The sequence below is a fragment of the Desulfomicrobium baculatum DSM 4028 genome (assembly GCF_000023225.1).
Classification (GTDB): domain Bacteria; phylum Desulfobacterota; class Desulfovibrionia; order Desulfovibrionales; family Desulfomicrobiaceae; genus Desulfomicrobium; species Desulfomicrobium baculatum.
In genome coordinates this window covers 256,579-269,710 of record NC_013173.1, presented here as the reverse complement: position 1 = coordinate 269,710, position 13,132 = coordinate 256,579, and the positions used below count along the sequence as shown (strand labels likewise).

Annotated in this window: 12 protein-coding genes; 7 read left to right on the top strand and 5 right to left on the bottom strand. The window is 55.9% G+C overall.

Annotated features, from left to right (window positions below):
- Positions 1 to 40: 40 nt before the first annotated feature.
- From DBAC_RS01155 to DBAC_RS01140, 4 genes are all read left to right on the top strand, one after another.
- Positions 41 to 568, top strand: a complete 528-nt coding sequence (locus DBAC_RS01155; protein ID WP_012805440.1) for a hypothetical protein — start codon at positions 41 to 43, stop codon at positions 566 to 568.
- Positions 569 to 773: 205 nt separating this feature from the next.
- Positions 774 to 1,115 carry a helix-turn-helix domain-containing protein gene (locus tag DBAC_RS01150; RefSeq protein WP_012805439.1) on the top strand — a complete coding sequence of 114 codons (342 nt, stop codon included), beginning with the start codon at positions 774 to 776 and terminating at the stop codon, positions 1,113 to 1,115.
- Entirely contained in the window at positions 1,099 to 2,352 is a 1,254-nt protein-coding gene (locus DBAC_RS01145; RefSeq protein WP_012805438.1) for a type II toxin-antitoxin system HipA family toxin, read from the top strand. The genes DBAC_RS01150 and DBAC_RS01145 overlap by 17 nt, the downstream gene beginning before the upstream one ends.
- A gap of 278 nt (positions 2,353 to 2,630) precedes the next feature.
- On the top strand, positions 2,631 to 3,152 hold the full coding sequence (locus tag DBAC_RS01140) for a type 1 glutamine amidotransferase domain-containing protein (protein WP_012805437.1): 522 nt from the start codon (positions 2,631 to 2,633) through the stop codon (positions 3,150 to 3,152).
- 369 nt (positions 3,153 to 3,521) lie between these two features.
- On the opposite strand, the gene DBAC_RS01135 is transcribed toward DBAC_RS01140, so the two are convergent.
- Positions 3,522 to 4,007 (bottom strand): C-GCAxxG-C-C family protein, encoded by a 486-nt coding sequence (locus DBAC_RS01135; RefSeq protein ID WP_012805436.1) that lies wholly within the window; start codon positions 4,005 to 4,007, stop codon positions 3,522 to 3,524.
- 130 nt (positions 4,008 to 4,137) lie between these two features.
- Here DBAC_RS01135 and DBAC_RS01130 point away from each other — a divergent pair, with 130 nt between their 5' ends.
- From DBAC_RS01130 to DBAC_RS01120, 3 genes are all read left to right on the top strand, one after another.
- Positions 4,138 to 5,082 (top strand): LysR family transcriptional regulator, encoded by a 945-nt coding sequence (locus tag DBAC_RS01130; RefSeq protein WP_012805435.1) that lies wholly within the window; start codon positions 4,138 to 4,140, stop codon positions 5,080 to 5,082.
- Between the two features lie 147 nt (positions 5,083 to 5,229).
- A complete protein-coding gene (locus DBAC_RS01125; protein ID WP_043810198.1) occupies positions 5,230 to 5,535 on the top strand; it encodes a hypothetical protein in 306 nt (101 codons plus the stop codon).
- 52 nt (positions 5,536 to 5,587) lie between these two features.
- Complete coding sequence (locus DBAC_RS01120) at positions 5,588 to 6,607, top strand: IS110 family RNA-guided transposase (RefSeq protein ID WP_012805434.1); 1,020 nt, start codon at positions 5,588 to 5,590, stop codon at positions 6,605 to 6,607.
- 67 nt (positions 6,608 to 6,674) lie between these two features.
- Here DBAC_RS01120 and DBAC_RS01115 read toward each other — a convergent pair.
- The 4 genes from DBAC_RS01115 to DBAC_RS01095 form a co-directional block, all read right to left on the bottom strand.
- A protein-coding gene (locus tag DBAC_RS01115) for an IS3-like element ISDba1 family transposase (RefSeq protein WP_143890741.1) occupies positions 6,675 to 7,789 on the bottom strand; the annotation gives its coding sequence in 2 pieces (ribosomal slippage) (positions 6,675 to 7,540 and positions 7,540 to 7,789; 1,116 coding nt in all).
- 669 nt (positions 7,790 to 8,458) lie between these two features.
- Positions 8,459 to 9,628 (bottom strand): DUF4062 domain-containing protein, encoded by a 1,170-nt coding sequence (locus tag DBAC_RS01105; RefSeq protein ID WP_012805431.1) that lies wholly within the window; start codon positions 9,626 to 9,628, stop codon positions 8,459 to 8,461.
- Between the two features lie 269 nt (positions 9,629 to 9,897).
- On the bottom strand, positions 9,898 to 10,830 hold the full coding sequence (locus DBAC_RS01100) for a nuclease-related domain-containing protein (protein WP_012805430.1): 933 nt from the start codon (positions 10,828 to 10,830) through the stop codon (positions 9,898 to 9,900).
- Positions 10,831 to 11,356: 526 nt separating this feature from the next.
- Positions 11,357 to 12,688, bottom strand: a complete 1,332-nt coding sequence (locus DBAC_RS01095) for a multiheme c-type cytochrome (RefSeq protein ID WP_228644916.1) — start codon at positions 12,686 to 12,688, stop codon at positions 11,357 to 11,359.
- Positions 12,689 to 13,132 lie beyond the last annotated feature (444 nt).

The window sequence follows — 13,132 nt, the reverse complement described above, 5'->3', positions numbered from 1 at the left end:
CAAGATTTCCGATCCACGATTTTTACCAAGGAGTAACCTCATGAAGAGATTCGCGCTTTCACTTTGCATTCTGCTGTTCTGCGCCGGACCGGCCATGGCCGACGGTCTGGATACATTTCTTAACAACCTGAATGTCCAGGCAGGGGCCGATCGCCACGGCGTCGTCACCAGCGTCGGCTCCCATTTCGGCGTGCCGTACTCCGATGTGGAACTCATCATGGGCACCACCGGCAGTCTGGCCGACGCGTTCATGGTCCTGCAAATCGGACGCTGGACCGGCCTGAGCCGGGACAGAATCATGAACCAGTACCGCGCCAACAAGGGACAGGGCTGGGGCGTCATCGCCAAGGATCTGGGCATCAAGCCGGGGTCTGCGGAATTCCACGCCCTCAAGAACGGGGATTTCGGGTACAGCACGGATCGATCCGGAAAAGGCAACGACCATGGAAAAGGCGGGGCCTCGTATTCAGGCGAAAAGGGTAAAAAACACGGCGGAGGCCAGGACGACCGCCCCATGCCCACAGGTCAGGCTGACGGCCAGGGTAAAGGAAAAGGCAAGAATAAATAGGGGGAGTCATCGCTTGACCTGCCACCTTTTCTGATTGGAATTCGCATATCGTAAAAAATGACGACATCCGCCCCTGATTTGTACGTTTTTCGCCATAAATGACGACTTGAAAAGATTACCCAAGAAGAAAAAGGGCGTCCAATCACTACCGACGAAATGAGTGATTCATATTGCATAGAAACGCACAAAGACATATATATGATGCATGTCACCCAAAAAAACGTCCGCACACGACCTGCCGGGGAGCCCCGCCGCCAATCTTGAGCGCCTGGGGCGCAACATTCGCGCCGCCCGGAAACTGCGGGCCTTAAGCATGCAGGATCTGGCCGCGCGCACCATGACCACGCGCGAGACCATCCGCCGCCTGGAAAACGGGCACCCTGGGGTTTCTCTCGGGGTGCTGGCCCATGTCCTGTGGGTCTTGCAGCTCGATGACCAGCTTGGCGGCATGGCGTCCCTGGAATCCGACCCCGTGGGCAGGGCCATGGCCGTGAGCAGGCTGCCGCGACGCGTCACAACGGAGGTGAGCGATGACCTCGACTTCTGAGCGGGCCGTGGTCTTCATCCGCCTGCCCGGCATGGACTACGTTCCTGCGGGGCTGCTCCGGCATGTGGACCGGGCATATTTCTTCCGCTACGGCCGCCGGTATCTTGAGCGGCCAGACGCCATTCCCCTCGATCCGGCCCGGATGCCCCTGGCCGACATGGAGTTTTCCGCAAACACCCTTTTCAGCGCCCTGCGCGACGCCGCCCCGGACCGCTGGGGTCGCAAAGTGCTGGGACTCATGGCTGGCCTGGCCCCCGGAACGCTGAGCGAATTCGAAGTTCTGACGGCGGCCCATCACCCGCAGCGCATGGGCGCCCTGGCCTTCGGCCCCACGCCGGATGGTCCGGCGTCCCTGGCTCCCTGGGCCACGGGCGATGCGTTCTGCATGGTGCCCGAAGATTTGTGGCGGGTGGCGGCCATCGTCGCCCGCGTCGATGAGGTCGAGGACGACGAGGAGCTCGATGCCGTGCGAAGCGGCATGCCTGAAGACGCGTTCCTGGCGGCCCTCGCCTCCAGCCTGTCCCTGGGCGGCGCCAGGCCCAAGGCCATGGTCACCCTGGACGGGGCGTCCTGGATCGCCAAATTCTCCAAACGCGGGGACCCGTGGCGCGAACCCGTAGTCGAGCACGCGACCATGACCCTGGCCGCACGCTGCGGCATCACGGTCGCATCGACACGGCTGATGGAACTGGACGGGCATTTCGTCCTGCTGGTCGGGCGCTTCGACCGCCTGAACGGCGGCTCGCGGCACGTCATTTCGGGCTTCACGGTGACGGGGGCCAAGGAAGACGGCGACTGGGGCAGCTATCAGAACCTGGCCGAACAGGCCCGCAGGCTCGGCGACGCGGACTGCGGCCCGGAGATATTCCGCCGCATGGCTTTCAACGCCCTGTGTTCGAACCGGGACGACCACCTGCGCAACCACGCCTTTTTCGTCTCACGCAAAGCCATCGCCATGACCCCGGCCTACGACCTGGTGCCCTCCTCCATCCGCTTCAGGCAATGGGACCTGTCCCTGCGCTGCGGACTGGAAGGCCGCGCGGCCACACGGTCCAATATCCTGAGTGACGTCCGGCCCTTTGGACTCAGCGAACGTGAGGCACGAAGAATCTGGGAAGAGATGCGGGAAACGGTCGCAGGCTGGCCAGAGCATTTCGCCGGGCACGGCGTGACAAAGCGGGAAATGGAGGAGCTCAGGCACCGCTTCGCATTAGCGGAAGGGACCATACATGAGTAGCCCTTTTCCTGTAGCAGGGCTCAACCCAAGCCATGACATGGACATGCAGCGCAAGATTGGGATATCAGGCCGTTGAAAAACGGCGATCTGCGGCGTCAGCGGAAAAAGCCAGACCGCTTATGTATGAGCAATACACTGCGCGTCCTGGCTTTTTTCGCTTCCTTGCATCTCACCATTTTTGAACGGCCTGCGAATTTTGAATTTTTCAACAGTCAGATACGGGGACAGGCAAACTGTTTCCTCTATGCGCATCATCCGTTAACCCACCGGAGTCCAAAATGAAATTAAAAGACCAGAAAGTCCTGATGTTTGTGGATGACATCTATGAAGACATGGAACTTCTCTACCCATACTACCGCCTGATCGAAGAAGGCGCCGAAGTGGTCGTCGCCGGGCCTCAGGCGGGAGTCGTCTACACCGGCAAAAACGGGTATCCCTTCAAATCCACTGCCGCCATAGCGGATCAGCAGGCGAGGGACTTCGACCTGCTGGTCATTGCCGGCGGGTTCGCCCCCGACAAACTCAGACGTGACCCCAAGGTCCTGGAACTCACTCGCGAAATGCACGAAGCCGGGAAAATAGTCGCCCACATCTGCCACGGCGGATGGATTCCGATCTCCGCAGGGATCATGAAAGGCTTCACCTGCACATCCACCCCCGGCATCAAGGACGACCTGGCCAACGCGGGCGCTACGTGGGTGGATAAGGAAGTTGTCGTGGACCGGAATCAGATATCCGCACGAAAGCCTGATGATCTGCCTGCATTTTGCCGCGCCATCATAGCACAGGCCGCGAAATAGACCTTTCAGTAGCGCATACGCAAATAGGTCAGCAGAAATTACATGCCAACCTATTTGCGGTTTTTCCTGCGGTCTTCGTGGCAGAAAGGCCAAAGGTAACCCTGAGCCCTTTTTCTGGATGGTAGCCAAAGAGTTCAGAAGGCCAAGAGAGATCAAGGATCACTCATGTGCAGACCGAGGTCGACCCTTGCGTCGAGTTCTGATCCCGGCGGGTGCGATCCGCTCGAGGACCCGCGCGGCGGCGTTCTCGACGGGAAGCGCCTGTCCGGGACCGGCGTTGCGGCCAGGTCCCGGACAGGGTCGGAGCGCTTCCGCCGGCGATCCCGGTTGAGGCGGACCGGGAGGTATCCGGAGCGCCCTGTCAGGCCTTCATGCACCGGCCCCGCAGGGCTTCGCGGCGCATGCGCAGCAGCCGCAGGACAGCGGAGCTATATCCGCCGCGTCCCGGTCCATGATCTCGCGCATCATGCCCGCGGCTCTGGCCGTCAGCCGTTTGCACTTCTCCATGTTCTCCTGGGGGCCGAAATTCGCCAGGAGTTCGCCGCAGGCGGTGCAGTCGTGCATGCTCTGGAAACGCTCACGAAAATCCTTGGCCATGGCCGCCACGGTGTCCCATGATTCCTCCGGAGCGCTGCGGCCGCGCAGGATCCCCAGGGCGATGAGGCTGCCCGAAAGGGCACCGCAAAGTTCCTCTCTGCTTCTGCCCACACCTGCGCCGAAGGCGCTGGCGGCCCTGCCCAGACTCTCCCTGTCGTGTCCCTCGCTTTCAAGCAGCGCGCCGAGGGCGGCCTCGGCACAGTGCATGCCGCTCTGAAAAATTTCGTAAGTGCGTTCTTCAACTTGTGATGGATGCATGATCTCTCTCCGTGTTTGATTTCCGACTGGTTTGCGTTAACGATCTGGAAATCCGATTTAATACGAATTATGATCGAATCCAGCGATTTTTTTCGATCGCACCGATCGATTTTCCGAAACGGGAGGATACATGGAGCTTCGAGACCTGAAGACATTTGTGGTCGTTGCTCGCCTGCAGAGCTTTCACCGCGCCAGCGACGAACTGCACACGGCACAGTCCACCGTGTCCGCGCGTATCGCGGCCCTGGAGGAAGATCTGGGCGTGCGCCTGTTCGAGCGGCTCGGGCGCAGGATCGTACTCACGGAGCCGGGGCGTCGCCTGCTGGACTATGCCCGGCGCATGGTGGACCTGGAGGACGAGACGCGTGCCTGGGTCTGCGGGGAAGGTGAGTCGCGCGGTAGCATTTCCGTAAGGGTTCCGGAGTCCCTTTGCGCCTACCGTCTGGGTGCAGCCATCCGCGCCATGCGTCAGCGCTTTCCCCGGATGGCGTTGAGTTTTACCGCCTGCGCGTCGGAGGGGCTGGACAGGGATCTGCGGGGCGGCTTGACGGATCTGGCCTTCCTCATGGCGGACTCCGTGTCCGGGAAGGATCTCGTGGTCGAGGCGCTGTCCGTGGAGTCCCTCGCGCTGGTCTGCGGTCCCGGTCATCGACTCGCAGGACTGGCCGCGGTCCGCGCCGAGGACCTTGCAGGGGAGACCCTGGTCCTGTCCAAGGCCGACTGCTCCTACCGGGTCCTGTTCGAAGGGCTGCTCGAGGAGAGCGGCGTCGAAACGGCACCCGGACTGGAGTTCTCCAGCGCTGCCGCCTTGCGCGGGTGCGTGCTCGAGGGCGGCGGCGTTTCCATTCTTCCGGGGTTTGCGGTGAAAGGTGAAATCGAACGCGGTGAGTTGAAAATCCTGCCCTGGGCCGGGCCCCGGCTCGAGACGGCGGTCCTGATGCTTCACCACAAGGAAAAATGGCTTTCCCCGCCCCTGGCAGCGTTCATGGAGCTTGTGCGGGAGGAATTTGGAATCCCCCCGATGGGCGCACATTCGATACCCGTAGCCGGCGGAAGAGGAAAACGATGCTGCTGAGGGGAGGCCCCTTCAACCGCGTATCACCGCCGGCCCGGACGCTGGTGCCGCAAGGTGGAGAACGCCGGCAGGGCCCCTGCCACCGCTGACGGATCTTTCAAGGGGGATTCGCCGTATCCCGACAGGTCAGGTCATCAGGCAGTAGGCGTGGCAAAGCGCATTGAACCTGCGCGACCTCTGCCGGAGGACGGCCAGGAAGGCATTCCTGGCGATGTCGTCACAGAAGGCTGGGGTCAGATCTTGAACCTTGAATTGTTGAAAAGCCGAATGCCGAGTCTAGGTCATTTGAAAGAAACGCAGAAGGCTGGGGTCACAGAAGGCTGGGGTCAGATCTTGAACCTTGAATTGTTGAAAAGCCGAATGCCGAGTCTAGGTCATTTGAAAGAAACGGAACTGTTCAAGATTCAAGATCTGATAACCATACAAAAGGACACCTCCGAAAATAGCAGGTGACCGATTCCTCTGCTATATAGGAGTTGGCAAACACTCGTATCGGAGGTGTCCAATGGCTATATACGCAGGAATCGATTTGCATTCAAATTCAAATTTCTTGTCTGTGGTCGATAGTGCAGGAAAGATCATTGAAAAACGAAAACTTGCTAACGATGTCCAGGCAATTTTGCATCCGCTTGCTGCCTATCGAGAGCAGGTCCAAGGAATTGCTATCGAGTCGACTTTTAACTGGTATTGGATCGTCGATGCTTTGATGGACGAAGGGTATCGGGTGCATTTGGCCAATCCGGCGGCCATCCAGAAGTATTCTGGGCTCAAGCACAGCGACGACGCCAGTGATGCGGCTTGGCTGGCCGAGATGCTTCGCCTCGGCGTCCTGCCTGAAGGGTACATCTATCCCAAAGCGGAACGCCCGATCCGAGATTTATTGCGTAAACGCGGCCACTTGGTACGTTTAAGAACTTCATTGATCACCAGTTTGAAAGGTATTGTCTCCAGAAACAACGGGCATTCGATTTCGGTGAACAAGATCAAACAGCTTAAGACAAATCACGTAGCACCACTTTGCGTCGCCAATGAGGATCTGGCGCTTTGCGGAGAAGTCAGCAAAGACACCATCGACTACCTGGGGCGGCAGATAAAGAAGATCGAGAAGCAGGCCGAGGAGAGAATCGAACTGCGTCCGACGTACAAGGCCCTGCTTTCCATGCCAGGAGTAGGCGTGATTCTCGGTCTGACGATCATGTTGGAAACCGGTCCAATTGATCGTTTCCCCAAGGCGGGCAATTTTAGCTCATATTGCCGGAAAGTGCCGTCCACTTGGATTAGCAACGGTAAGCGTAAGGGGCGAGGCAACACCAAGAACGGAAACAAGTACTTGGCGTGGGCTTTCTCAGAGGTCGCAGAACTCGCAAGGCGTTACGACGACGCAAGCCGTTCATGGTATGACCGCAAGATGGCCAGAAGCAACAGAATGGTCGCACATAGCGCCTTGGCCCACAAACTTGCGCGGGCCGCGTATTTCATCATGCGGGAGGGCGTGAACTTTGATCACGAGAAATGTTTTGCATAAATTTGGAGGCGGTGGGGAACCAGCATTAGGGTTGGAATAACTGACCTGCCGGGAAACTTCGGACCACTCAATTCTTGAGAGTTTCCCCACGGTTCAGGTTTTTCCCATACTGCCGACAGAAATGCTCTGGCGTCATGTTGTTCAGGCTTGAATGCGGACGAATGGAGTTGTAGTGCCGCCTCCATTCCTCGATCACAACCCGCGCCTCGGACCGACACCGGAACCATTCCATCGACAGACACTCATCGCGAAATTTGCCGTTAAAACTCTCGTTCAAACCGTTCTGCCATGGCTTCCCAGGCTCAATCAGCGCCAGATCCAGAGACTCCTGAGCCGCCCATCTGAGCAGCGCCTTCGACACGAACTCCGGTCCGTTGTCAGAACGCAGGCTCAGAGGGGCTCCACGTTCGCTGATCAGGCGGGACAGCACCTCGATCACCCGGCCCGATCTGATGCTGCCGGCAACGTCTATAGCCAGGCATTCCCGCGTGTATTCGTCTACCACAGTCAGGCATTTGATCTGCTGACCATTGGCGCAGGCGTCATAGACAAAGTCGTACGCCCACAGTTCGTTTGCTCCCATCGGCAGTTGCGGTCTCGGGCGGGACGCCGCCACTCGTTTCCGAGGCCGCTTCCTGGGCACCTGCAACCCGGCCTTGGACCACAGGCGGAACGCCTTGTCGGCGCCCATGACATGCCCCAGACGCTCCATGAACACGTTGATCCGGCGATATCCAAAGCGCGGATACGTCGCAGCCAGATCTGTCATAGCCGCCATCAGTGGCTTGTCCCGGGCCTCCAGCCGTGACTCGTAGTGGTGGAGCGACGACCGGGAAGTGGATAACAGCGCACACGCCCTGCGTTGTGAAAGTCCGCGACTCCTGGCGTATGCCACCTGGAGGCGTCGGGCGGGTGCGCCTACCACTTTTTTGCGGCGATCTCCTTCATGACCTCGATTTCGAGGTCCCGTTCCGCAAGGATCTTCTTCAGTCGCGTGTTCTCTTGTTCCAGCAACCGCAGCCGCTTCACGTCATCGGCGGACATGCCGGCAAACCGCTGTCGCCACGTATAGATCGTCTGCTCGCTGATTCCATGCTTCTTGGCCACCTGGGCCACCGGACTGCGGTCAGCTTCGCGCAGGATGCCCACCATCTGCTCTTCGGAAAATCGTCCCTTTTTCATCAGTTCCCTCGTGGTTGAGGGGGAACCTATCTCAAGTTTCGACTGGTCTGAAAAGTGCCGGGCAGGTCATAACCACCAGATCTGATTGGTAGCCATCGCTTCCAGCTTTTCGGATGACTTTGTTTCGCCGACCACGACATGAGCCAGCAACGGGTTGGTTCACAACCATGAGATCTGTAAAAACACTTTGGACATGGCGTGGGATCGAAGATTATCTGGCCGTCGCAAGACGGTGGGGCTGCTCCGGCAGCCTAGATCCTGATGGGTGACTGGTGCGGCGAAATACGCTGACATCGCAAAGCTGATATTTCGAGAAAGGCAAAAACAAAGAAATTCGAGGTATTATCAAGTAGTTTTGTCCGAGGCGAGAAAACCTAATTTTCTGGCCCGCTGGAGCACTTTCTCTTGACCTCGGTCCTTTTGATGGGTGACCCATGCCCCACGGGTGCCCTGAAATTAGATCGGAATAGCCCGTGAGAATACCGACCCCCTCCCAGTCTCCGACATCAAAGTCCGTCACTACACGTTCCCGTAGCGCGATGATTCTTTTCCCAAGATCGTAATCAACCATTGCGGCGGCCTATATTTGACGCATAACGTCAAAATCACCAACTTCTCTGGTACATTTATTTTTTAAAATTAGCTAGATATCCACTTATCCTTCTCTCATCAACAGATCTCGCCTTGAAGGCGTTCCATCTCGGCATTAAACTCTGACATGTCAGGGGCTGTAAGCGTTAATGTGAGTTCAAGACGCACAATCTCTCCTTCCGGTATTTCTCTCGCAAAAGCAGTATTCAATTGGGAGTGCACGTGCTCAGCGAACTCTTCAATTTCCGAGATTATGTTCTTGGTCATCCCTGACGTTATCTGCATCAACCGCGAGTAGGCATCGTCAGTATGAATACGTTGAAACTCAAGCCCCCATTCTATGGCCTTTGCATAGGCTGCCCCTAGGCTTTTTGCGATATAGACCAGATGCGATGGATCACCAGGCTCACCTGGCGCACCAAATGCGACAGGAAGAGCCTGGTTCATTAATCGTATAAGCGAATCAGATACCCGCACCATGCCATCGGTATGAGTTGAGAGCCAATTCATCAGGGGGCCCATCTCATTAATGCTTATCGATGAGGCGAAGTTAAGCCCGTAGTCGTAGTCATATCTTCGGTTCCTCAAAGCTCTAACACTTTCCCTAAACACCTCGGCAAACAGGAGATATTCCCAGCCTGTTGGTTTCTGAAGGAGAATTTCTAAAGCCCGGGGAGAAAGTGTCTGCAGATCGTCTGGGAGGGCAACGCTTCGGATCCTTGAGCGGCTAGCCAAGCCGTCCATGAACAGATACGCCAGTTGAGCCTTCAGTGTATGGGTAACTTCGCGAGCTTTTTCAAATGGGAACACCCAATGCTCCGCGTTTCCTCGCAGAGCCTCTATAAATTCAAAGACTGAAGTTGAATCAACGATCCCTGTATAGTCTCCATCTGGATTCTTTTTCCATACCTCCATGAAACTAAGAACGGATTTGTTCACGAATACGTATATTGGAATTCCTTTTGCACGTGCCTCAAGATACTCTAAATTTGTTACAGATTTACCTTCACGTGGTGTCTGTCCATATCTGGCACCTACTATCAGGACGAATATGTCCGCCCGTGTCTTTACTGTTTCCAAGCAGTTCGCTATTGCATCGTAATTGGGGTTGACCGGAAAACTTGCGTACTCTGATATTATCGGGTCAAGCCCCAAGGTTACGAGGAATTCGGCCAAATCTGCTCGGACTTGCCCGAGATCAAAGCACGTGGAGCTTACGAAGACTGCGGGAGCATATCCTTTCGGCATCGGAAAAACCCTTCTGTGGTCTTTTAGAATTGTGTTAACAGTGTTATTATCCGGACTTCACCAAAATGGCAGTTCACTGATTACTGAATTTCCTTCAGCAAATCTAATTCCGTGAGCATGTCGCTACAGCTATTATTTTATTGCATATTTTTTAAAAAACCATCTTCTGATTAATTTTGAAGTCAGATTTATGCTCTGGCTGAAGTCAGGGTTATGCGGCACTCATAAGTGTACGCGAGTTAAGGCTCAGATCTTGAATCTTGAATTTTCTAAAGTGATTCAATATCATTACATCCCCTCTGACACTCATAACAAAACGCCTTCCCCCCAAACCTCTCCTTATTGTTCCAGCAAAACCGCGCCACATTATCCGGAATCGCCTTCCTGCATTTGAAGCAGTAATACTTCTTTTCCCCCTGCTCTTCCTCACCGTTGCTTCTGTCGATCACGGTCTGGATAGGGTCATGCGCGGGGTGGATTCCGAATTTCTTGCGGTAGTCGGGGGAGGCGCTGGAGTGGTGTGACTGTAGGGAATCTGCGAATTCGGCCACGATCGTGATCTTTGACAACTTCCCGATGGCAGCCAGATCCTGAAGGGGGTTCATTCTGTCGACAAACTCGTCGATTTTTGTCCGCAACGTATCGGCCTTGATCACCATGTCGGTATCGAACGTCTTCCTGTCCGGTCTGGTGATGACGGATTTGGGGGACATGAGGATCACGCTTCTGTAGCGGGGGACGATGGGGATGCCGAGCCTGCCGGGGATGAGGCCGCGGTCGGCGATGAACTTTTCCAGCAGGAATATGTGGCGCTTGTTCTGTTCGATGGGCGACGGGATGCCAAAGGAATGGGAGCCGCTTTTAAGGGTGAATTCTCCGCTGTCGTTGATGGCCACTTCGTAGGAGAAATTTTTTGATTCGATGACGTAGATATCGAAAAGGCGGTTGATCAGCAGGTGGTCGATCTGGGCCACGCTGCCCTGGTGCTCGATGCGCAGGTCGTGGATCACGCACCAGTTGTCGGATTTGCCGAAATAGAAGTTGATGTAGTAGGCGCAGTCCTCCTCCCCCGCTATTCCAGCCTTCATGGCCCTGAGTTCGCGTTCGATGAGAAAGCGCTTGCCTGGAGCGTCGGTCTGCTTCAGCAACGCATCGAGTTCGGCAATATCCTTGTCTTTCGGATCTCGACTCTTGATGATCATTCCCGGCCTCCGGATTGCGGCAAATGCGTCGGTTAGCAACAAATATTGATTTGAGCAAGGAGTGAATGATTGTAAGACATGGGTAGCAATCATTATTTTATCTGACTGCGGTACCAAGTTCGTTTAGTATTGATATGAAAGAGCGAGGTTATTCGCCGATAGGCTAGTGATGTATCGACCAACAGCCTGGATAAAGACATGCCTCCGCATCAATTTACATCTGCTCAATATGCCCGACAACTCGTTCGGCTATTTCCGATGCGGCGCACACGTTGAATTTTGTCATACAGACGTTACTGCAACATGATGGCTGACTCCAGATTTTCCCCACGCAAAGAGGTCAGCAGAAATTACCTGCTGACCTCTTTAAACTTGAAAAAACACAGATCAAAGATCATTGAACCTTGAAATTCAAGATACGACCCCGGCTTTACACGAAATTGCGTAAACTATCCGGCACTTCGGTTTCAGAACATAGGTCTTACCTCACCGGTGCCGCGGGGCGGCCAGGCCGAGATGTTCTTTTCTATTTGGCCTTCTGCAGGGAGGGCTTCGAGGCTGGTTGCCCCGTGTTCCCTAAGGCGTCCATCGCTTTTTGCCGGGCGAACCAATCGTTGAGTTCCATGATCGCCTGGGCAATATGATACCGCCCGTCGGCGAACACCCCGTAGTCCCCGCCTCCTGCCATGGATGAGGCAAAGCGAATATTGTTGGCGTAGAACAGCCAGACGTCGCTCCAGCGCCGCTCCATGGCTTCATCAAACGGGCTCCCTCCTGCCAGGTGATTGACGGCGTAGCCTTTGTCCCAAATATCCAGCATGATGCGCGATGCTTCGAGAGTCGCCGCATTGGTCGTCATGATGGTATTTTCAAACCGTTCCCAGAAATTATTCACCCAAGCGCTGCCATGACAGGAGCGGCAGACTTTCTGCATGTTTTCCGCGCGCTCGGCCATGGTCGACGCATTGATCAAAAAATCCCCCGCAAAGGTGCCGTCCAGGTTGGTTGGCAGCGGCAGCCCGTCGGCATTGCGGATAATGCTCGTGTCCGGGGAAATGGGGTGCGGGTGGGCGTAAATCAGTCCGAAAATCCGCCATGGCAGACGGTCCGTCATCTGGTGCGTCCTGGGTGCGATTTCGTTGCCGGACGCGTCCGCCAGAAGGCTGACGTGGCAGCTGGCGCAGGTTGGCGCCGTGAAATCCTCACCCACGGTCCAGGGGACCTTCTTGAAGTCCCATTCCTTGCCGTGGGTTGAAAACATGTTGCCGTGGCGGCTGGCGGAGTAGACCTTGTAGGCGGGGACATCCGGGCCGACATGACATTTCTTGCAGGTATAGGGCTGACGGGCCATTTCGATTGAGAACTGATGCCGATTGTGGCAGGCTCCGCACGTCCCAAGGCTGCCGTCGGTGTTTACCCGGCCCACGCCCTGGTTCGGCCAACCGGTCACCACTGGAAATTCCATACCGCCGTGAAAAGTGTCCCGTTCTTCCGAGCCGACGACCTCCAGTTCAGTTCCATGACAGTGAAGGCATGACTCCGCCTGGGTCAAAGGATCAGCAGGCGTGAACTCCAGCTTTTGTTCCGCACGCGCCACCCGGCCTTCGATGGTCCTGGCCAGATCCATGTAAAGAGGATTGTTGACCAGATTGCCCCGAGCGTGAGCCATCAGATTGCGGGAGAACTGGTCCGCCTCCTGGGCGTGACAGGTGGCGCAGTCCTTGGGACTCACGGCCGTATGCACATCGTACCCGCCGTGGTCAAAAGTTCCGGAATGGGCCTCGGAACGCTGGGTGTGACATTCGGCACAGCCTACGGCTACGTTCAGGAACTGTTCCGGAATCTCCGTGGATGACACTTTCAGCCCCAACCCCTTGACCTGTATCGCCTCTCCCGGGGTGATACGAGCATGACGACTTTCCCGCCAAGCCGAGACAATCCCTGGATGCAGATCCTCATGACAGAACAAACAATCCTGAGTGTCCTTGCTAACCGGGACTGCCGCAGATTGCGTTGCCCCAGCATTCAGCAAGGGAACCATCCCTGCAATCCCACCCGCCAATAGACCGGCAATTAATAAATTCCGCATATTCCGCACCTCCTGATCTGGCCTTCATGAAATATTTTTACGACACAACAGAGTAAAAAATAAAGATCACGGAGCGCAAACTGCAAACAATCCCATTTTTTTCAACTCATTGTTCCTTTTGCTTAATTCGCAAAATTCAGACGGCCAGATATTGAATTTCCCCCAACTATTGTAAGTGCATCCAGCACAAAACATGCTTCAAAAATCATTATG

What these genes read in the sequence shown, in the direction of transcription:
- DBAC_RS01155 (WP_012805440.1), top strand. Translation starts at nt 41, where the DNA reads ATGAAGAGATTCGCGCTTTCACTTTGCATTCTGCTGTTCTGCGCCGGA.
- DBAC_RS01150 (WP_012805439.1), top strand. Translation starts at nt 774, where the DNA reads ATGTCACCCAAAAAAACGTCCGCACACGACCTGCCGGGGAGCCCCGCC.
- DBAC_RS01145 (WP_012805438.1), top strand. Translation starts at nt 1,099, where the DNA reads ATGACCTCGACTTCTGAGCGGGCCGTGGTCTTCATCCGCCTGCCCGGC.
- DBAC_RS01140 (WP_012805437.1), top strand. Translation starts at nt 2,631, where the DNA reads ATGAAATTAAAAGACCAGAAAGTCCTGATGTTTGTGGATGACATCTAT.
- DBAC_RS01135 (WP_012805436.1), bottom strand. Translation starts at nt 4,007, where the DNA reads ATGCATCCATCACAAGTTGAAGAACGCACTTACGAAATTTTTCAGAGC.
- DBAC_RS01130 (WP_012805435.1), top strand. Translation starts at nt 4,138, where the DNA reads ATGGAGCTTCGAGACCTGAAGACATTTGTGGTCGTTGCTCGCCTGCAG.
- DBAC_RS01120 (WP_012805434.1), top strand. Translation starts at nt 5,588, where the DNA reads ATGGCTATATACGCAGGAATCGATTTGCATTCAAATTCAAATTTCTTG.
- DBAC_RS01105 (WP_012805431.1), bottom strand. Translation starts at nt 9,628, where the DNA reads ATGCCGAAAGGATATGCTCCCGCAGTCTTCGTAAGCTCCACGTGCTTT.
- DBAC_RS01100 (WP_012805430.1), bottom strand. Translation starts at nt 10,830, where the DNA reads ATGATCATCAAGAGTCGAGATCCGAAAGACAAGGATATTGCCGAACTC.